The organism is Qipengyuania xiapuensis (genome assembly GCF_019711395.1).
Lineage (GTDB): Bacteria > Pseudomonadota > Alphaproteobacteria > Sphingomonadales > Sphingomonadaceae > Qipengyuania > Qipengyuania xiapuensis.
This window is the reverse complement of sequence record NZ_JAIGNL010000002.1, coordinates 415001-433528: the sequence shown is the minus strand read 5'-3', so window position 1 is coordinate 433528 and position 18528 is coordinate 415001. Positions and strand designations below refer to the sequence as shown.

Sequence of the window (18528 nt, the reverse complement as noted above, 5' to 3'; positions counted from 1 at the left end):
GCGATGGCGCTCGACCGGCAACCGGTGCTGGAGACCGAGCGGCTCCGCTTGCGCCCACTGACCGAGGATGACCGGGAGGCGCTGTTCGAAGTCGCCTCCGATCCCGCGGTCTGGGAACAGCACCCGATCCATGACCGCTGGCGGCGCGAGGTCTTCGACGCCTTTTTCGACGAAGGGCTGGCTGCAGGCGGCGCACTCGCCGTCATCCGCAAGAGCGACGAGCGCATCGTCGGTTCAACTCGCTACGGCGAGGTCGAGACGGACGAGGAAGGTGACGTTGTCGAGATCGGCTGGACCTTCCTCGCGCCCTATTGCTGGGGCAAGGGGCTAAATCCCGAAATGAAGCAGGCCATGCTCGAGCATGCCTTCAAAGAGGTCGCCATCGTGGAATTTCGCGTCGGCGACACGAATTACCGCTCGCGCAACGCGCTGGAAGCCATCGGTGCCGACCGCACCGAGCGCTACGAACTGGGGCGCTACCAGGGCAAGCGCGTCGTCCACCTGGTCTACGAGATTACCCGCGAGGATTTCGAGAAAGGCCCACTGGCCTAGCTGGCGTTCGCCAGGCTCTGCATCCGCTTGAGATAGCGCGCGAGGACATCGATCTCGAGATTGACGTGATCACCTTCGGCAAGGTTGCCGAGGGTCGTGACCTCGTAGGTGTGCGGGATGATGTTGAGGCCGAAATCGCAGGTCCCGTCCTTGCGGTCGCGCACGTCGTTTACGGTCAGCGACACACCGTCCACCGTGATCGAGCCTTTCTCCGCCACGAAGGGGGCGAAGGCGCGGCTGATGCGGATGGCGAACTGCCAGGATCCGCCTTTCTCGCGCTTGGAAACGACTTCACCGACCGTGTCGACGTGACCGGTCACCAGATGGCCACCGAGCTCGTCTCCGAGCTTGAGCGCAGGTTCCAGGTTGAGCTTGCGGCCCGCTTCCCACATTCCGGGCACCGTTCGCGAGATCGTTTCGCCGGACACGTCGAAGCCGATGCGCGCATCGCCCTTGGTGCCTTCGAGCGTGACGACCGTCAGGCACACGCCCGAGCAGGCGATGGACGCGCCGATATCGATCGCCTCGGGATCGAACGCACACGCCACATTGACGCGCGTGTCTCCTCGCTTCTCCACGCTTTCGATGGTGCCGATGGCGGTCACGATACCGGTGAACATTTAGGCCTGATCCTCCTGTTGGATGCGGCGATAGGCTGTGAAAGTGTCGCTGCCAAGCTGGCGGGTTTCCTCGAGCGCCCAGCGGCCATGTGCTTCTGCGAGGCTACCGAGGCCGATGTCGCCGAGGGCCGGTCGGCCGTTCCCGATCAGGATCGGGGCGCAATAGATTTCGAGGCGATCGACGAGATCGGCGGCCAGGAAGCTCGCCGCAGCGCCGGCGCCGCCTTCGACATAGAGATACTGGACGTCACCGAGCTGCGCGATCTGGGCAGGATCGTTGATGACCTTCACCCCGTCGGGTGGAACCCCGCGGGAGAGGAGGACGCGCTGCGGGCTGCGATCCTCCAGGCCCTCGAGCCGCACGTCGAGCCGCGGCTTGTCGTGCCGCCAGGTCGCACCGCCGACCAGGATCGCATCGCTCATGGCGCGGCGCGAATGGACGTGCGCGCGCGCTTCTTCGCCGGTGATCCACTGGCTGGTGCCATCTTCCATCGCGATGCAGCCATCGAGCGACATTGCGAGTTTCAGGGTGACATGTGGCCGGCCGCGAAGGGCGCGCGAAAGATAGCCTTCGAGGCTCGCCTCAGCCTCGGCAGAATCGATCAGGTCGACCGTAATGCCGGCGTTCCGCAGGCGCTCGGCACCATCACCTGCAGTGCGCGGATCGGGATCGGTGACGCCGATCACCACGCGGGCGGGGCGGGCTTCCGCGAGAAGGTCGCTACAGGCAGGGCCGCGCTTCGATGCATGGGCGCAGGGTTCGAGCGTGACATAGGCGGTGGCACCTTGCGCCTTGTCACCTGCCTCCTCCAGCGCGATCGCCTCGGCATGGGGCCTGCCGCCCTTGTCGGTCCATCCGCGTCCTACGACGACGCCGTCTTTCACGACGATGCAGCCGACTGCAGGGTTCGGGCGCGAAAGCGGACGCCCGCGCGAGGCGAGCCGCGCAGCCGCGCTCATCCAGGCGGTATCACTCGCTATCGGTTTCAACCGTGGTTTCCGACCGGTCTTCGCGCTCGCCGAACAGGCGTTCGAGCCGCTGACGCTCGGCCTCGGCTTCCGCAGCCTCGTCCGCTTCGATCTGTGCTTCCATGGCATCGACATCGAGGCCGGTGGCTGCACCCACTTCCTTGTAGAGTTCGCGCCGGCGTTCGAGGAGGCGGGCCTGCTCGGCCTCGCGTTCATCCTTCTGGCGCTGGTTTTCGATGTTTGACTGCCGGATTTCCTCGTCGGTCCGCCCCTCGGCGAAGGTGGTGATATAGGTCACCTCGGGTTGTTCGGGCGGATAATAGTATTTCTCCTGCGTCACCCAGAACATCAGGCTGCCGGAGACGAGGAAGGACGCAGCGAGGATCGGCCAGCGGTACGGGGTGGGCCGCCGCCACTGTTCGATAAAATCGCTGATGCCACCAACGGCATTGAAACGGGTTCGAAAACGCATGGTGGCTAGATAGTAGGCCTTGCTGCTTTCCGCTAGCTGAAGCTTGCGTAGAGCTTGCGCCCGTGGGCGGAGAGCCAGCGGTTGGCGCGGGCGATCTCGCCTTCGAAAATGTCGTCCAGAAGCGCATGGAAATCGGGCGAGTGGTCGAAATGCACGAGATGCGCGACCTCGTGCGCGACGACCGACCGCCGGACATGGTCGGGCGCCTGCACCAGCCGCCAGTTGAGCCGTAGCACGCCCTCGCTAGAGCAGCTGCCCCAGCGGCGCTTCGCCCGCGTGAGGCGCACGGGCGCCGCGGGCAGGGCGGCCCGTTCGCAATACTGGGCCGCATCCTTTGTAAAGAGCTCCAGCGCTTCAGCCTCAAGCCAGCGCTGCAGGCGCCTTGCCAGAGTGTCCTCGGGACCGCCGATCGCAAGGCTTTCGCCATCGAGGGCGGGTTTGCGCGGCGCGTCGGCGCGCCAGTCGACCGTGATCTCGCGTCCGCGATAGTCGATGCGGCGCGCTTCCACCGGGCAGCGCCTTTCGGGGACCTTGGCGAGCTGCCTGGCCAGCCAGTCCGCGCGCGCATGGGCAAAGGCGATGGCCTCCTTCGAGGCGCACCAGCGGGGCAGGGTGATCTTCACCGCACTCCCGTCGGGAGCGAGCCGGAGGGTGAGGCGCTTGGCGGTCGGATGGCGGCGCAGCTCGATCGGCAGGACGCGGCCGTCGATCTCGATCTCCGGCGCGATCTTCTGGTCGCGCAGCCACTCGATCATGCCGCGTCCTCCTCCCACTGGTCCTCGCCATCGCCCCATTCGACGATGTGGTGTTCGAGCGGACCCGCCTCGTCCTCGCTGATGACACGTCCCGCGACCGACACGCCCGCCGCAATCACCGCTTCGCGGTCGCCGCTGAGCAGGTAGTGCCAGCGGGGAAGCGGTCGGTCTTCGGCGCGGCGGCGATAGGCGCAGGTTTCGGGCAGCCACGGCACCTTGTCGACCAGCTTCAGCGTCAGGCGCAGGCAGTCCGGCACCTTGGCCTTGCGATTGGGATAGTCCTTGCACTGCGCAGTCTGGCAATCGAGCAGCGTGCAGGCGACGTTGGTCTCCTCGATTTCGCCGGTGTCCTCGTACTCGACCTTGTGCAGGCAGCAGCGCCCGCACCCGTCGCACAAGGCTTCCCATTCGGACTGGTTCAGGTCGGCCAGCGGCCGTTCCCAGAAGCGCTGCCTCAGCGCACCCATTTCGCCAGCTCGTCGCGCACGGCGTCGGGGCCCTGGTCGGTAGGCAGGGTCGCAAGCGGATTGCCATCCGGGCCGAACAGCAGCGTGAGGTTGGAATGGTCGACAAGGTAGCCACCGTCGCCGCGATCTTCGGGAACCGAGAAGAACACGCCGAACTGTCCGGCGACTTCCTCAAGCTGTCCGGCATCGCCGGTCATCCCGATCAGACGCGGGTGGAAGGCATCGGTGAACTCGGCGAGCACCTCGCTCGTGTCGCGGCCGGGATCGACGCTCACGAAGAGCGGCTGGACCTTGGCGCCGAGCTCGGGAAAGTCCTGCTCGAAGCGCTTGAGGCCCGCCATCGCGCGCTGGTTGTCCGTCGGGCAGACGTCCGGACAGAAGGCATAGCCGAAATAGATCGTGCGATACTGTCCGTCGAAATCGGAAAAACTCACCGGATTGCCGTCTTCGCCGGTCAGCGTGAAATCGCCGCCGAGCGATGCGCCTTGAAGGGGCGGCGGCCCCTCGGGCTCGATAAGCTGCGGTCCCTGCGGGTCCTGTGAGCAGGCAGCCAGTAGCAGGGTCGATAATATCAGGATCGGAACGCGGGGCATGACATGTTGGTTCATGGTCTGCTAACGGCGCCTGTTCAAGGGTTCGCCCCACACGAAACTGCGAATAATCCGAGCGGAGACAAGGCAAGTGCGCATCAACAGGGCAAGACGGGGTTTGGTCATCGCGGGGGCGCTTTTCGCCATGCTGGCCAGCCCGGCGTCTGCGCAGCATCAATCTGACGGCTACAAGTTCCTGAAGGCAGTCCGCGACCGTGACGGCACCGTGGCGACCGAATTGCTCGACCAACCGGGCAACACCACGATCAACGCCCGCGACATCACCAGCGGCGAGACTGCGCTTCACGCGGTGGTCCAGCGGCGCGACCTCACGTGGGTGCGCTTCCTGCTGCAGCGCGGCGCCAATCCAAACATTGCGGACAAGAACGGTGTCGTGCCGCTCCAGATCGCCGCGCAGCTCGGCTTCATCGAGGGCGTCGAGCAGCTGATCAAACGCGGCGCCGATGTCGATGTGTCCGATACGACCGGCGAGACCCCGCTGATCAGCGCGGTCCACCGCCGCGACCTCAAGCTGGTAGAGCTGCTGGTGGTCAATGGCAGCAATCCCGACCGGACCGACAATTCGGGCCGCTCGGCACGCGATTACGCGATGCTCATGGGCGCGCGTGCCGGAGTGCTCGAGGCGATCGAAAAAGCCGAAAAGGGCAAACAGGACCAGGCAAAGACCTACGGCCCCAACTGATGAACCAGGACACACCCGACATCGCCGACCTGACCCTCGACGAGCTTCGCCTCGCGCTGGCACCTGCAATTGCCGATGCGGCGATCTTCGACGGCTGGGGAGACGACGCGCTGGTCATGGCTGCCGAGCAGATGGGCGCGGACATCGACGTGGCGCGCCTCGCCTTCAAGGGCGGCGCGATCGACATGATCTTCGCATGGATCGAGGCAGTCGATACCGCGATGGCCGCTGCTTTCACCGAGGATGTCATCGAGCCCATGAAAATTCGCGAGCGCATTCGCGCGCTCGTCCAGTTCCGGCTCGACGCTGTCGCCGGACAGGAAGAAGCCCTGCGCCGCGCGCTTGCGATCATGGCCATGCCGCAGAATGCCGCCGCCTCGGCGAAACGCGGCTGGCAGACCGCCGACCTGATGTGGCGCCTCGCCGGCGACACGGCGACCGATTACAACCACTACACCAAGCGCGCGATCCTATCCTCGATCTACGGCGCGACGCTCGCGGTCTTCGTGAACGACGAGAGCGAGGACAAGGCAGAAACCCGCGCTTTCCTCGACCGCCGCATCGAAGGCGTGATGAAGTTCGAGAAGGTGAAGGCCAAGCTGCTGAACCCCGAGCGCGAGAGCTTCAGCCTCACGCGTTTCCTCGGCCGGCTGCGCTATCCGGCACGCTGATTTGCCGGGTTATTGATAACCAGTTGCAATAAGCTTTCCGATCTGACAGGGCGCTCCGCATGACTCTGGACGGGTTCGATAGCGGACGTAGCGCGCGTATCATCGGCGTGGATTGGGCCTCATTGGCCGAAGACGAAGCAAAGCGTCTCAAGGCGCTCGGCGTGGACGAGGGGGCGGAGGTCGCCATCGTCCATCGCGGCGTTTTCGGGACGCGCGATCCCATCGCCCTGCGGCTGGGGAACATGACCATCGCCATCCGCCGCGCGCATGCACACGCCATCAGCGTGGAAACCGCATGAGCCGCAAGCACACAGCAGCGCTCGTCGGCAATCCCAACTCGGGCAAATCTGCGCTGTTCAATGCGCTTACCGGCGCACGCCAGAAGATTGCCAATTACGCCGGCGTCACCGTCGAGCGCAAAGCCGGGCGCATGACGCTGCCGAGCGGCGAGCCTGTTGAACTCCTCGACCTGCCCGGCTCCTACAGTTTCGATGCCGCCAGCCCCGACGAGGCGGTGACCCGCGATGTCGTGAAGGGCACCTTCGAAGGCGAAGCCGTCCCCGACGTGCTCGTCCTCGTGCTCGATGCGGCCAATCTCGAACAGCACCTCGTATTCGCGCAGGAAGTGCTCGAATTGGGCCGTCCGACGGTGGTCGCGCTCAACATGGTGGACCTCGCCGAGCGTGACGGACTGACGCTCGACCCCGAGGCACTGTCCGAGGCGCTGGGAGTTCCGGTCATCCCGACCGTGGCCGTGCGCCGCCGCGGCATCAACGAGCTTGCCGCCGCCATCGCGGAGGCGGAAACGCACGCCGACGAGGAAGCCCACAGGCGCTGGCACCTCACGCTGCCCGAACGCCGCCTCTCGGCTAAGCACATGGCGAAGGGGGCGACCCTTTCGAAGTCTACCCGCCACACGATCGAGAACGGGGTCGACAGGATCCTGCTCAATCCCTGGCTCGGCCCGGTCATCCTGTTCGGCCTGCTGTTCGTCATCTTCCAGGCGGTGTTCGCATGGGCGACGCCATTCGCCGACGCGCTCGAAGGCGGGGTCGGCGTCCTGACCGAGGGCGTGACCGGCGCGCTGGCGCCCAGCCTGTTCCGCGACTTCCTCACCGAGGGCGTGCTCGCGGGCGTAGGCTCGGTGGTCGTCTTCCTACCGCAGATCATCATCCTGTTCGCCTTCATCCTGCTGATGGAAGCGAGCGGATACATGGCGCGTGCCGCCTTCCTGATGGACCGGCTGATGGCCAGCGTGGGCCTGTCGGGCAAGAGCTTCATTCCGCTGCTGTCCAGCTTCGCCTGCGCCATTCCCGGCATCATGGCGACCCGTTCGATCGCCGATCCCAAGGACCGGCTGACGACGATCCTGATCGCCCCGCTGATGACCTGTTCGGCGCGCCTGCCGGTCTATGCGGTAATCATCGCGGCCGTCATCCCTCAGACGACTGTAGGGCCGGGCATCGGGCTGCAGGGCCTCGTTCTCTTCGCTCTCTATATCGCCGGTATCGTTGGCGCGATCATCGTCGCGCTGGTGTTGCGCCGCACGGTCACCAAGGGTGCCGCCTCGGGCTTCATCATGGAGCTGCCGCGTTACCAGCTACCGCGGATCAAGGACCTTGCGATCGGCCTGTGGCAGCGCGCCTGGGTATTCCTGCGCCGCGCCGGTACGATCATCTTCGTCGCAACCATCGCTCTGTGGGTGCTGCTCTCCTTCCCGAAGGCGGAGCCGGGCGAAAGCCAGCTCGATGCGAGCTTCGCCGGCTCAGTAGCGGACGCAATCCACCCGGTGCTCGAACCGATCGGCTTCAACCGCGAGATGAGCCTCGCGCTCGTCCCTGCCATGGCAGCCCGCGAAGTGGCGGTTTCGGCGCTGGCGACAACCTATGCCGTGGATGCCGAGGACGAGGACCTGGCCGCCGAGGGCGTGACTTCGCAAATCGCCGCTCTCTGGAGCCTGCCCACGGCGCTCGCCTTCCTTGCGTGGTTCGTATTCGCCCCGCAGTGCCTTTCGACCATCGCCGTCGCGCGGCGCGAGACGAACGGCTGGAAATGGCCGGTCGTGATGGTGGCATACCTCTTCGCGCTGGCATGGCTGGCGGCAGGGGCGACCTACTGGATAGCCGTCGGCCTCGGACTCTAGGTCCGCTACTCTAGGTCCGCTCTGGGGGTAATAGCCGATAGCGCCCTAGAACCGACTCGCGCGGGCCGTTAGTCCGGTCGCCAAGAAATTCACGAAGGGACGAATCGATGGCCGGTAGCCTCAACAAAGTCATGCTGATCGGAAACCTGGGCGCAGACCCGGAAATCCGCAGCTTCCAGAACGGCGGCAAGGTCGCCAACCTCCGCATCGCGACGAGCGAGCAGTGGAAGGACCGCAACACCGGCGAACGCCAGGAGCGGACCGAATGGCACACCGTCTCGATCTTTTCCGAAGGCCTCATCAACGTGGTCGAACGCTTCCTGCGCAAGGGCAGCAAGGTCTACGTCGAAGGCCAGCTCCAGACCCGCAAGTGGCAGGACCAGCAGGGCAATGACCGCTACTCGACCGAAGTCGTGCTGCGCGGCTTCAACGGCACGCTGACCATGCTCGACGGTCCCGGTGGCGGGCAGGGCGGCGGCGGTGGCGGCGGCTTCGGCGGCGGCCAGAGCTCGGGTGGCGGTTATGGCGGCGGCCAGGGTTCCGGCGGCGGCTTCGGTGGCGGCCAGTCGGGCGGCGGATCGGGCGGCCAGGGCGGCGGCTCGAACTACGACGATCTGGACGACGATATCCCGTTCTAAGGAAAAGCACGCCTGATGGCGCGCAAGATAGTCATCGCAATTGCGATAGCCGCGGCCTTCCTCCTTATCGGGTGGAAGGCCGCTTGGTTTCTAGCGCAAGATTCGTGTCTTGATGCCGGTGGTCGATGGCATGGGTGGGTGTGCGAAGGTGTCGCGCACTCGACGCCCTAGACCTCAGTCCTTCTTCAGTCCCCTGAGCGCCTCGGCCAGCGGTCCGCTGGGCTTGCGCTCTTCGTCGCTTTCGATGCCTGCTTCTTCGCGAGCAGCATCGGCGCCGGGGCCTTCGCGATAGGGATCGATTGCGAGGCCCAGCTCCTGGGCGATCGCTTCGCCGAGGTCGAAGGCGTCGCCTTCATATTCGATCTCGTCGAGATCTTCCTCGGTCAGCTCGAATTCCGCGTCTTCCTCGTACTCGCCCATGCGGCCCTCGGGGACGAATCGGAGCGAGAAGCTTTCCGAGATGTCGTAGGTGAGGGAATCGCGTGTAACCGCGCAGGGCTGTTCGACCTTGGCGTCGAACGTGCCGTCGACAATCACAGCGCCGTCCTTCTCGCCAAAACCGGCGCGGGCCGAGAGCGAATGGATTGCAGTGATCCCGAAGCGCTTGGCGAGGGCCGCGCGCTCCTCTTCGCTGGCCTCGATTTCGAGATCGCCAGCGGGCAGTGCCTTGGGCCTTACGAGGCGGCTGAGTTCATTGGTGTCGCTCACTCTGCAATCTCTCCGGCGCGCAGTTGGTCGGCGGAAGTACGCGAGAATCGCTTGTGCAGGCGGATCATGCGCTCGGCGAGCGCCTCGGCCTCGTCTTCCTGCGACATGGTGACGTTGCGCCTCAGCGCTTCGGCCAGCGCCGCGCGGTCTTCGTCGGCCAGCGTCGTGCGATAGGTGCCAAGGCGGCCGCCCATGCTGGCCATCAGGTTGCCGATCTTCTTGCCGACCGTGGGATCGCCGATTCCCGCCTCGCGCAGCTGGCCTTCCATGTCCTCGACGAAGAGTTCGGTGACCAGCGCGGTGTGCGGGGCGAGTTCTTCGTCGCCTTCCATCCGCAGCATCACGAGGCTGAGTACGAGCGTGATCATGTCGAAGCGCCCCTCGACCGTGTCGGCGACACCGCACATACGATACCAGTCGGGCTCGCGCGCCTGTTCGACGATGGTGTGCCACAGCGGCCACCACTGCTCGCGCGGGTCTTGCTGGGTGCCGAAAAGGCGGGAGAAAAAGGACATGCGAAGGGCTTCCCGTGTCTGTTCGTTCAGCGGCAATTCAAGCCGCCATCCCCACCGCTCGTACAGTGCTGAGTTGCAAGCGCGCGCACAGCGGTTTAGGGCGTCGTCCGCGCATATAGGGTGCGGCTGGCCACAGGCCAAGCGTGCCGGAGAAACGGAGTTGAAGCAGTTACCATGAGGGTCACGAAAATCCTTGCCATCTCGGTGCTGGCCACGGCCGCATTCGGCACTGCCGCCTGTTCCTCGATCCGCGAAACCCGCGGCTATGTGGTCGACAACCTGCTGCTGAATGCAGTGCAGCCGGGAATCGACAACCAGCGCAGCGTCGAGATGACGCTGGGCCGTCCGACATTCACCAGCCAGTTCGGCGAGCCGACCTGGTATTACGTGTCCTCGACCACGGGCCGTAAGCCCTTCGTGCGTCCGCGCATCCAGCAGCACCAGGTTCTCGCCGTCAGGTTCGACGAGACGGGCAATGTACTGTCTGCCGATCGCACGGGCCTCGACCAGGTGGTGTACCTCAGCCCCGATGGCGACAAGACGCCGACGCTGGGCCGCGAGCGTACCTTCCTGCAGGACCTGTTCGGCAATATCGGCACGGTCGGCCAGGCCGGTCTTCCGGGCGGCGGCGCTCCGCGCTGATCCTGCCCGGGCAGCTGACGGCTGGACCCTTCTTCTTGACCCCTTTGCCGCGCACCCCATATCCCGCGGCATGGACGATAAAGACAATCGCCACGGGCTGACCCAGTGGCACGGAACCACCATCATCGGTGTGCGCAAGGGCGATCGGATCGTCATTGCCGGAGACGGACAGGTCTCCATGGGCAACACGGTGATGAAACCCAATGCACGCAAGGTCCGCAGGATCGGTGAGGGCGGCGCTGTCGTTGCCGGGTTTGCCGGCGCTACCGCGGATGCCTTCACCCTGTTCGAACGGCTCGAGAAGAAGCTCGAGCAATATAGCGGACAGCTGCTGCGCGCCGCGGTCGAGCTGACCAAGGACTGGCGCACGGACAAGTATCTGCGCAATCTCGAAGCGCTGATGATCGTGGCGGACAAGGAGAACCTCCTCGTCCTGACCGGCAATGGCGACGTGCTCGAACCGGAAGCGGGAATCACCGCCATCGGATCGGGCGGCAATTACGCGCTCGCCGCAGCCAAGGCGATCGCCGAGTACGAAGACGATCCCGAAGTCATCGCGCGCAAGGCCATGGCCGTAGCAGCCGACATCTGCGTCTTCACCAATGGCAACGTGACCGTCGAAACGGTCTGAAAGAACTCATGGACAACCTGACCCCCAAGGCGATCGTCGCCGCTCTCGACGAACACATCATCGGCCAGAAGGACGCCAAGCGCGCCGTGGCCGTGGCGCTGCGCAACCGCTGGCGCCGCCAGCGTCTCGACCGCGATCTGCGCGACGAGGTGACGCCCAAGAACATCCTGATGATCGGCCCGACCGGCTGCGGCAAGACCGAGATCAGTCGCCGCCTTGCGAAGCTGGCCGAAGCGCCCTTCGTGAAGGTGGAAGCGACCAAGTTCACCGAGGTCGGCTATGTCGGCCGCGACGTCGAACAGATCGCCCGCGACCTTGCCGAAGAAGCTATCCGCCTCGAGAAGGAGCGCCGCCGTGAGGCCGTTCGCGAAGCAGCGAGCGAAGCGGCGATGGACCGCCTGCTCACTGCGCTCGTCGGCGACAATGCCAGCGAGGCGACCCGCGAGGCTTTCCGCGAGCGCATCGTCCAGAACGCGATGAACGACACCGAGGTCGAGATCGAGGTGAAGGACCAGCCGCAGTCGAACATGGAAATCCCGGGCATGCCCGCCAATGTCGGTATGATCGACTTGTCCGACATGCTCGGCAAGGCGATGGGCCGCTCGAACCTCAAGCGCCGCAAGCTCAAGGTCCCCGACGCTTGGGACCGGCTGGTCGAGGAAGAAGCCGAGAAGCGCATGGACCAGGACGACGTGAACCGCGTCGCGCTGGAGAATGCGGAGACCAACGGCATCGTGTTCCTCGACGAGATCGACAAGATCGCCGTCTCCGACGTGCGAGGCGGCTCGGTCAGCCGTGAAGGCGTCCAGCGCGACCTGCTGCCGCTGATCGAAGGCACGACCGTGGCGACCAAGTACGGGCCGATGAAGACCGACCATGTGCTCTTCATCGCATCGGGCGCGTTCCATGTTGCGAAGCCTTCGGACATGCTGCCCGAACTGCAGGGCCGCCTGCCGATCCGCGTCGAACTGCGCGCGCTGACCGAGGAAGACTTCGTGCGCATCCTCACCGAGACGCGCGCCAACCTCGTCGAACAGTACCAGGCGCTTATCGGCACCGAAGAGGTCACGCTCGACATCACCGACGATGCGATTGCCGAAGTGGCGAAGATCGCGGCACGGGTGAACGAGGGCGTCGAGAACATCGGTGCCCGTCGCCTGCAGACGGTGATGGAGCGCCTGCTCGAAGACATCAGCTTCGAGGCAGAAGAGCACAAGGGCGAGACGATCACGATCGATGCTGCCTATGTGCGCGAACGCCTCGACGATCTCGCGGGCGACACCGATCTCAGCAAGTACATCCTGTAATGGGCGAGCCGGTGAGCGACAGGGAGGCGATGATCGCCGCCATGGAGCCCCGGCTCGATCCGCGCCACTGGCGCTTCGTCCTCGTCAGTCCCGACAACGCTCCGCAGCTATTGGGCGCGGCGATCGGGACCTTTCGCGAGGATGAGGGCGTCACGGCGATTGTGCCGTCCGAGCTGGCGGAAGAACTGGGCATCGAAGGCCCTGACTTCGCCCGCATCACGCTGATGGTCCGTTCTGACCTTGAGGGCGTGGGGCTAACGGCTGCCGTGGCAAGCGCGCTCGCCGATGCCGGCATCGCCTGCAACATGGTCGCAGCCTTTCATCACGACCATGCCTTCGTGCCAGCGGCGAAGTGCGACGAGGCTCTCCGGATCCTGCAAGAACTGCAGTCATCGCATCGCTGAGGATGGCAGGCGACTTTCAGAAGCTGCGGAAAAGGGTCGATCGCGACCTCACGAACAACAATCGTCCCTGGTCGATCTTCATTCCATTCCTGACTGGAATTTTCGCCGCGTTGATCTTGGGCGCGAACTCGGACGAGCGGATCTGGGCGATAGCAATCATCCAGCTCATGCTTTCGCCATGGTACCTTTTCGTCGGTTGGCGTGGCTATCGCCTGATGAAGGCTGCCAGCCTGCTGTCCGCAAGACAGTACGAGCAGAAGTGGCGGCATAAGCTCCCGCCTGAGTATTCCGACAGCGAGAGTGCCGCCACCGCCAAATGGCGCAGGCGTAGAAAGCGCTGATCAGGGGTGAGGCGCTAGCCCGATTTCGACGCCGGTCTTGTCGGTCAGCGCGAACTTGTCGACGAGGTCGCTGCTAGCGCGGTTGAGGCCGACGACCTGCACGCTGCGGCCGTTGCGGCGCATGCGTTCCACCACCTTGTCGAGCGCGCCGACCGCGCTGATGTCCCAGAAGTGTGCCTTGCTCACGTCGATCACCACGTGATCGGCGGGATCGGGCTGCGTGCTTTCCGGGCCGAGCGCGGCTTCGAAGCGTTCGACGCTGGCGTAGAATATCTGGCCTTTCGCCCAATAGGTCGCCGTGTCGCCCTCGCGGGTACGGGTGACCTCGAACATCGTCATCACCTTGTGGGTGAAGAACACGCCCGACAGGACGACGCCTGCCAGCACGCCGAGCGCGAGGTTGTGCGTCGCGACCACGACCACGACCGTCGTGAGCATCACGACCGACGATTGCCACGGGTGCTTGCCGATATTGGGGATCGAGTTCCACGAGAAGGTGCCGATCGAGACCATGATCATGATCGCCACCAGCGCCGGCATCGGTACCTGGCCCACGAGATCGCCGAGCACCGCGAGCAGGATCAGCAGCGAGAGACCCGCAGTAAAGGTCGACAGGCGACCGCGGCCGCCGCTGGTCACGTTGATGACGGACTGGCCGATCATCGCGCAGCCGCCCATGCCGCCGAACATGGCCGCAACGATGTTGGCCACGCCCTGACCGGCGCTCTCGCGGCGCTTGTTCGAGCCGGTGTGCGTCATGTCGTCGACGATCTGCGCAGTCAGCAGCGATTCGAGCAGGCCGACTGCCGCCATGGTCGCCGAGTAGGGGGCGATGATGGCGAGCGTTTCCCACGTCAGCGGGACATTCGGCAGCGCGAAATAGGGCAGGCCTTCGGGCAGCTCGCCCATGTCGGACACGGTATTCACCGGCGCATCGAGCCAGATGGTCAGCGAGGTCAGTACGATGATCGCGATCAGCGGGCTGGGCACTGCAGTGGTGAACTTCGGGATTATGTAGATCATCGCGAGCGCGGCGATGACCATGGCATAGGTCATCCAGCCAATGCCGGCAGCGGTGGGATCGAGCTGCGGCAGCTGCGCCATGAAAATGAGGATAGCGAGCGCGTTGACGAAGCCGGTGATGACCGAGCGCGAGACGAACTGCATGAGCAGGTCGAGGCGCAGCAGCGCGGCGATGCCCTGGAAAATGCCCATCAGGATGGTTGCTGCGAAGAGGTATTCAACACCGTGATCGCGCACCAGCGGCACCACTACCACGGCCACCGCGGCGGTCGCAGCGCTGATCATGCCCGGGCGCCCGCCGGTAAAGGCGATGACCATGGCGATCGCCACCGAGGCATAGAGGCCAACGCGCGGGTCCACGCCCGCGATGATCGAGAAGCCGATCGCTTCCGGAATCAGGGCGAGCGCGACGACGAGGCCGGCCAGCATGTCTGCGCGGATGTTGGAGAACCAGTCGCGTTTGATCGCGCCGAGGTTGGGCATGATTTCTGTCCAGCTATATGAGGAGGGCGCGCACTAGCACCCGGAAGGATTGCGCGCTACCTAACGATTGTGCAGTGCAGCACAACCCCGCATTTCCCGAATAGCTATTCGACTGCCGCTTCCTCTGCCTGCTGGCGAGCCCACATCTCGGCATAGAGTTCGCCCTTTCGCAGCAGTTCGGCATGGGTGCCGGTCTCAGCAAGGCGCCCCTGGTCGAGCACGAGGATCCGGTCGGAATCGGCAATGGTCGACAGGCGGTGTGCAATGGCGAGTGTAGTGCGGTGCTCGCTCACCTGTTTCAATGTGCGCAGGATGTCCTGCTCGGTCCGGCTGTCCAATGCGCTGGTCGCCTCGTCGAGCACGAGGATCGGCGGATCCTTCACTAGCGTGCGTGCGATCGCCACGCGTTGCTTCTCGCCTCCTGAGAGCTTGAGGCCGCGTTCGCCGACTTCGGTGTCGAAGCCTTCGGGTAGGCGCTCGATGAAGGGCAGGATCGCAGCCGCTCGCGCTGCCGCAACCATGGTCTCCTCGTCCGCGCCCTCGCGGCCATAGGCGATATTGTAGCCGATGGTGTCGTTGAACAGCACGCTGTCTTGGGGGACGATGCCGATCTGTGCGCGCAGGCTCTCCTGCGTCACCCGGGCAATGTCCTGCCCGTCGATAAGGATGCGGCCCGAGGCGGGATCGTAGAAGCGGAACAGGAGCCTCGCGATGGTGCTCTTGCCTGCTCCCGATGGCCCGACGATCGCCACGCTGCTGCCCGCCTCGACCTCGAAGGAGAGGCCGTGAAGGATCGTGCGCTCGTTCTCGTATCCGAAGACGACATTGTCGAATGTGATCGAGGGCCGCGAAACCACCAGTGCCGGCGCGCCGGGCGCGTCCTTCACTTCTGCCTCCGTATCGATAAGCCGGAACATCTCCGCCATATCGATCAGCCCCTGCCGCACGGTACGGTAGACCATGCCCAGCATGTCGAGCGGGCGGAAGAGCTGCATCAGGTAAGTGTTGACCAGCACCAGGTCGCCGGTGGTCAGCTCGCCTCGGCTCCAGCCGAAGACGGTGAAGGCCATCGCGCCGCCCATCAGCAGGTTCATGATCGCGGCCTGCGTGATGTTGAGCGCGCCGAGCGAGTTCTCCGACTTGATCGCCGCTTCCGCCCAGGCGCGGGCGGCCTCGCCATAGCGGCGGCGCTCGCGCTCTTCCGCGCCGAAGTATTTTACCGTCTCGTAATTGAGGAGACTGTCGACCGAACGGGCGAGGGCCTGTCCGTCGAGTTCGTTCATCTTGCGCCGCAGCTCGTTGCGCCACTCGGTGATCTTGCGGGTCACGTATATATAGGCGGCTACCGTGGCCGCTGTGGCCGCCACGAGCTCCCACCCGAAATTGAAATAGAAGATCGTGCCGACCGCGATCAGCTCGATCGCGGTGGGCGCGATGTTGAACAGCAGGAAGTAGAGCATGATGTCGATGCTCTTGGTCCCGCGCTCGATCGTCTTCGTGATCTCGCCGGTACGCCGCGACAGGTGGAAACGCAGCGAAAGCTGGTGCAGCCGCGAGAAGGTGTCCTCAGCGAGCTGGCGCGTCGCGTCCTGCCCGACCCGTTCGAAGGTGATGTTGCGCAAATTGTCGAACATCACGCTGGCGAAGCGGCCGGCGGCGTAGGCAATGACGAATGCGAGCGCGACCATGACCGCCTCGTTCGCAGGCGTGGTCATCGCGTCGACCGCGTTCTTGTAGGCGAAGGGCAGGGCGAGGATGGTCGCCTTTGCCAGCAGCACGAATGCCATGGCACCTATGATGCGCCGCTTCAGGCGCGGATTATCGCGCGGCCAGAGATAGGGAAGGAAGCGCCGGATCGTCGGCCAGCCTTCGAGGTCGTCGTCTGTCCGGGCGGCTGGTGTCTGCGGCGGCATGCGCAGCTATCTGGCGCGTCCTGCCGCTCGCTACAAGGTCAGGACTTGGTTCGCGTCGCCATGAACTCCGGCTCGAACAGGCTTCGGCGTGCCGTCGTGCCCGGCAAGTCGAACAGGACGCGGCGCGTGGCGAAGTCGATTGCCACACGCTCGAACAGGCGAAGGTTGCCCATGCCCAGGATCAGCGCGGGCTGGTCCTTCAAACCGAGCGCTTCGATGGCGGGGCTGTCGGCAAATCCGATGGGGACATTTTCCAGTTCCATCCGCCCGATGACCAGGCGTTTTGCCATTGCCAGTTCGCTATGGACTTTCTGCCCGTGAACGTCGGTTGCCGAGAGCGTCCCTCGCGCGCGCGCGCGCAGGCGTTTGAGAAGGGCCATGTTGCCGAGCGAGTTTTCCGCCCCGGTATCGATGATGACGGCAGTGCGGATCCCGTTGAGGCGCGCATCGGTAATAATCATCTGCCCGAGCCGCTCGCGGGCGCGCACGACGATCTCGTATCCGCCATTGCCGCCAAGCGTCTTCGCATCGGCCACCGAGATGCTGTCTTCCTCGAAGTCGATCAGCACGCGCAGATCCTGCAGCGTGTCGAGGCCGAGGATCCCGTCCGCGCCGATATTCTTGCGCTCCAGAAGCGGGGCCGTGATCCCGCTGAGGCGACGGTCGGCAAACTCGAGGTCGTCGATATCGATCGTGTCGACCATTTCGGACGAGCCCATCGCGACGAGCCTTGCGCGGCCCGTCGGCTCCAGCTCCAGGTCGGTAGTGATGCCGTGGGTGACGACGGTGGCCTGGGCGCCTGTATCGATGAAGAAACGATAGGGGCCCTTGCCGGCAATGGTCACGGGCACAGTCATGCGCCGGTAGCGGTCTTCGTCATAGTTGAAGGTGACGATGTCTTCGGCCGCCGCTTCCGCCTCTTCTATATCAGGGGCCTGTGGGGGCGTGTCGGCCGGAGCTGGTGCGGGAGGCGTCTCTGCGGCGGCGCTGCTTCCCAGAAGGAGCGCCGCGGCAAGGCCGAGGGTGCGTGCAACCATATAGTCTCTCCAAGCGGCCCGCTTGCGACATCCGGGCCTGCACACCTGCTTACCACAATGGCGAGGGGGGACCGAATCCGTTCGCAGAATCGCATGGCCGATCGGACGGTGGAGGGAATCACCGGCTGGTGAATCGGCCTGAATCGGGATTCTCGGCCTGCGAGCAGATTTTTTTGGCCCGATTCACCCTCCCGATTCCGATTCAGGAGGGGTGAATCGGGTTTTTTTGAGTGGTCTGGAGGCCCTCACAGCCCCCTGATCTTGAATTCACGCGGTGGAGGCCCATCCTGGGTCCAACACTTCGGGGTGCGGAAACCGCGGAATTCTGCGGCTTTCGAAAAAAGTTCAAAAAACTTTCGAAAAGTGTGTTGACCGAATCCAACATCACCCCTAGATGGCCCTCACCGACGCGGCGCTGGCGGCTTCCACCGCCCACCGCAACGGTCGCCAACAGATACGGACAGCCGGCTCCCCCGGTAAGAAAGGGGGAACCAATCGCTGTCCGCTACTACTGTCTCGGCGGTTCTTTGACATTGTTAGTTTTTGATGAAGGGACATGTGGGCGACGGCGCCCGGTCCGGGGACCTCAAGGCTCCGAGTACCGGTTATTTCAAGCCGATTGCCACATCCTTCCAGGCTCCACAGTCTGGTCGTGATGATGCATGTTCATTCGTATCCATTACGTTTGACAGTGCAGGTATCGGCTCCTTGATACTCTGGCTGGTCAGGCTAGCGGGTTTTCCCGTGCTTGATTGGTTAGTTTCACAAACTTGAGAGTTTGATCCTGGCTCAGAACGAACGCTGGCGGCATGCCTAACACATGCAAGTCGAACGAACCCTTCGGGGTTAGTGGCGCACGGGTGCGTAACGCGTGGGAACCTGCCTTTAGGTTCGGAATAACTCAGAGAAATTTGAGCTAATACCGGATAATGTCTTCGGACCAA

General features: G+C 64.4%; 22 protein-coding genes and 1 rRNA gene (1 of these 23 running past the window's edge). 12 read left to right on the top strand and 11 right to left on the bottom strand.

Annotation, left to right across the window (positions count from 1 at the left end; genetic code table 11):
• Nucleotides 1-3: 3 nt before the first annotated feature.
• The gene (locus tag K3163_RS11365; protein ID WP_221554282.1) at nt 4-552 is read left to right on the top strand and encodes a GNAT family N-acetyltransferase; all 549 of its coding nucleotides are present in this window, start codon (nt 4-6) and stop codon (nt 550-552) included.
• Here the strand turns inward: K3163_RS11365 and K3163_RS11360 are convergent.
• Genes K3163_RS11360 through K3163_RS11335 form a run of 6 tightly spaced genes read right to left on the bottom strand, consistent with a single transcriptional unit; the run spans nt 549 to nt 4428 of the window.
• Complete coding sequence (locus tag K3163_RS11360; RefSeq protein WP_221554281.1) at nt 549-1172, bottom strand: riboflavin synthase; 624 nt, start codon at nt 1170-1172, stop codon at nt 549-551. The genes K3163_RS11365 and K3163_RS11360 overlap by 4 nt on opposite strands.
• Nucleotides 1173-2132, bottom strand: coding sequence for a bifunctional diaminohydroxyphosphoribosylaminopyrimidine deaminase/5-amino-6-(5-phosphoribosylamino)uracil reductase RibD (gene ribD, locus K3163_RS11355; protein WP_221554280.1), 960 nt, complete (start codon nt 2130-2132; stop codon nt 1173-1175).
• Between the two features lie 10 nt (nt 2133-2142).
• A complete protein-coding gene (locus K3163_RS11350) occupies nt 2143-2613 on the bottom strand; it encodes a hypothetical protein (protein WP_221427800.1) in 471 nt (156 codons plus the stop codon).
• Nucleotides 2614-2645: 32 nt separating this feature from the next.
• Nucleotides 2646-3368: a M48 family metallopeptidase gene (locus K3163_RS11345; protein WP_221554279.1), complete on the bottom strand. Its 723-nt coding sequence runs from the start codon at nt 3366-3368 to the stop codon at nt 2646-2648.
• Nucleotides 3365-3835 (bottom strand): YcgN family cysteine cluster protein, encoded by a 471-nt coding sequence (locus tag K3163_RS11340; RefSeq protein WP_221554278.1) that lies wholly within the window; start codon nt 3833-3835, stop codon nt 3365-3367. Before K3163_RS11340 ends, K3163_RS11345 begins: the two co-directional genes overlap by 4 nt.
• Nucleotides 3823-4428 carry an SCO family protein gene (locus K3163_RS11335; protein WP_247712662.1) on the bottom strand — a complete coding sequence of 202 codons (606 nt, stop codon included), beginning with the start codon at nt 4426-4428 and terminating at the stop codon, nt 3823-3825. The genes K3163_RS11340 and K3163_RS11335 overlap by 13 nt, the downstream gene beginning before the upstream one ends.
• Before the next feature lie 142 nt (nt 4429-4570).
• Here K3163_RS11335 and K3163_RS11330 point away from each other — a divergent pair, with 142 nt between their 5' ends.
• From K3163_RS11330 to ssb, 5 genes are all read left to right on the top strand, one after another.
• Nucleotides 4571-5128 carry an ankyrin repeat domain-containing protein gene (locus tag K3163_RS11330; protein ID WP_221427804.1) on the top strand — a complete coding sequence of 186 codons (558 nt, stop codon included), beginning with the start codon at nt 4571-4573 and terminating at the stop codon, nt 5126-5128.
• Entirely contained in the window at nt 5128-5799 is a 672-nt protein-coding gene (locus K3163_RS11325; RefSeq protein ID WP_221554276.1) for a COQ9 family protein, read from the top strand. The genes K3163_RS11330 and K3163_RS11325 overlap by 1 nt, the downstream gene beginning before the upstream one ends.
• Nucleotides 5800-5858: 59 nt before the next feature.
• Complete coding sequence (locus K3163_RS11320) at nt 5859-6098, top strand: FeoA family protein (RefSeq protein ID WP_221554275.1); 240 nt, start codon at nt 5859-5861, stop codon at nt 6096-6098.
• The gene (feoB, locus tag K3163_RS11315; RefSeq protein WP_221554274.1) at nt 6095-7942 is read left to right on the top strand and encodes a ferrous iron transporter B; all 1848 of its coding nucleotides are present in this window, start codon (nt 6095-6097) and stop codon (nt 7940-7942) included. Before K3163_RS11320 ends, feoB begins: the two co-directional genes overlap by 4 nt.
• Nucleotides 7943-8049: 107 nt before the next feature.
• A complete protein-coding gene (gene ssb, locus K3163_RS11310; RefSeq protein WP_221427808.1) occupies nt 8050-8580 on the top strand; it encodes a single-stranded DNA-binding protein in 531 nt (176 codons plus the stop codon).
• Nucleotides 8581-8754: 174 nt separating this feature from the next.
• Here ssb and K3163_RS11305 read toward each other — a convergent pair whose 3' ends face one another.
• Complete coding sequence (locus K3163_RS11305) at nt 8755-9288, bottom strand: YceD family protein (RefSeq protein ID WP_221427809.1); 534 nt, start codon at nt 9286-9288, stop codon at nt 8755-8757.
• Nucleotides 9285-9803, bottom strand: a complete 519-nt coding sequence (locus tag K3163_RS11300; protein ID WP_221554273.1) for a ubiquinol-cytochrome C chaperone family protein — start codon at nt 9801-9803, stop codon at nt 9285-9287. The genes K3163_RS11305 and K3163_RS11300 overlap by 4 nt, the downstream gene beginning before the upstream one ends.
• 174 nt (nt 9804-9977) lie before the next feature.
• Between K3163_RS11300 and K3163_RS11295 the strand changes: the two genes are divergently transcribed.
• The 5 genes from K3163_RS11295 to K3163_RS11275 all read left to right on the top strand — a co-directional run bounded on the left by K3163_RS11295 (nt 9978) and on the right by K3163_RS11275 (nt 13128).
• Complete coding sequence (locus K3163_RS11295) at nt 9978-10445, top strand: outer membrane protein assembly factor BamE (RefSeq protein ID WP_221427811.1); 468 nt, start codon at nt 9978-9980, stop codon at nt 10443-10445.
• Between the two features lie 70 nt (nt 10446-10515).
• Nucleotides 10516-11076 carry an ATP-dependent protease subunit HslV gene (gene hslV / locus K3163_RS11290; RefSeq protein WP_280638310.1) on the top strand — a complete coding sequence of 187 codons (561 nt, stop codon included), beginning with the start codon at nt 10516-10518 and terminating at the stop codon, nt 11074-11076.
• An 8-nt stretch (nt 11077-11084) separates the two neighbouring features.
• The gene (gene hslU, locus K3163_RS11285; RefSeq protein WP_221554272.1) at nt 11085-12383 is read left to right on the top strand and encodes an ATP-dependent protease ATPase subunit HslU; all 1299 of its coding nucleotides are present in this window, start codon (nt 11085-11087) and stop codon (nt 12381-12383) included.
• The gene (locus tag K3163_RS11280; RefSeq protein WP_221554271.1) at nt 12383-12787 is read left to right on the top strand and encodes an ACT domain-containing protein; all 405 of its coding nucleotides are present in this window, start codon (nt 12383-12385) and stop codon (nt 12785-12787) included. Before hslU ends, K3163_RS11280 begins: the two co-directional genes overlap by 1 nt.
• 2 nt (nt 12788-12789) lie before the next feature.
• A complete protein-coding gene (locus K3163_RS11275) occupies nt 12790-13128 on the top strand; it encodes a hypothetical protein (RefSeq protein ID WP_221554270.1) in 339 nt (112 codons plus the stop codon).
• Here K3163_RS11275 and K3163_RS11270 read toward each other — a convergent pair whose 3' ends face one another.
• The 3 genes from K3163_RS11270 to K3163_RS11260 form a co-directional block, all read right to left on the bottom strand.
• Nucleotides 13129-14634, bottom strand: a complete 1506-nt coding sequence (locus tag K3163_RS11270) for a SulP family inorganic anion transporter (RefSeq protein WP_221554269.1) — start codon at nt 14632-14634, stop codon at nt 13129-13131.
• A 104-nt stretch (nt 14635-14738) separates the two neighbouring features.
• The gene (locus K3163_RS11265) at nt 14739-16547 is read right to left on the bottom strand and encodes an ABCB family ABC transporter ATP-binding protein/permease (RefSeq protein WP_221554268.1); all 1809 of its coding nucleotides are present in this window, start codon (nt 16545-16547) and stop codon (nt 14739-14741) included.
• A 38-nt stretch (nt 16548-16585) separates the two neighbouring features.
• The gene (locus K3163_RS11260; protein WP_221554267.1) at nt 16586-17584 is read right to left on the bottom strand and encodes an aspartyl protease family protein; all 999 of its coding nucleotides are present in this window, start codon (nt 17582-17584) and stop codon (nt 16586-16588) included.
• A gap of 766 nt (nt 17585-18350) precedes the next feature.
• On the opposite strand from K3163_RS11260, the gene K3163_RS11255 reads away from it, so the two are divergent.
• Nucleotides 18351-18528, top strand: a 16S ribosomal RNA gene (locus K3163_RS11255); it runs 1308 nt beyond the window's last position.